Genomic DNA, 496 nt, shown 5'->3' with positions numbered 1-496 from the left:
ACTTAAGAACCAACGACGCCGGCTCCTCCCAGAGCTGCACTTCTCCCCACACGCATTGCGTCCCGGTAAAGGAGTCCTCAACAAGAAACCCGTCCTCAAACCCGACGTGTGACTCAGTGCCGAAGCCGCTGTGCGTATCCATGGGCCACCACAGGTGAATGCCATCGGTGAAGCCATCGAACGCCTCGGCGATCGGCAAAGGCACCACCGCCACAGCGGACCGTGCAGCCGGCACCGAGTCATTCTCAGGGACAGGTTCTGGGGCATGGGAAAACAAACTAGACATCCATCAAGCTTACTTCTCAAGGGTCCTGATGGATTGCCCCAAGGCAGCGTGCATTTCTTCAGCCCCTGCATGTAAATGTCCAGGACAGAGGACGCCAAGACGGAACGACCCGAAGCTTGCACATATTCTGGCCACTACCCCATTAAATGGGTGTGGCCGCACTGGGCGGCCGTTGGTGGTTGTGGTGGGTGGCTGACTGTCGGTTGTTGT

At 58.1% G+C, this 496-nt stretch carries 1 pseudogene; it reads right to left on the bottom strand.

The features are described 5' to 3' along the window. Nucleotides 1-286: pseudogene (locus tag ACT3TS_RS19750) on the bottom strand (hypothetical protein); the annotation flags it as partial. Between the last annotated feature and the right edge of the window lie 210 nt (nt 287-496).

The sequence above is a fragment of the Specibacter sp. AOP5-B1-6 genome (assembly GCF_052376555.1).
GTDB lineage: Bacteria > Actinomycetota > Actinomycetes > Actinomycetales > Micrococcaceae > Specibacter.
Note: the sequence above shows the minus strand (reverse complement) of the source record. Positions and strands in the feature narration are given on the sequence as shown.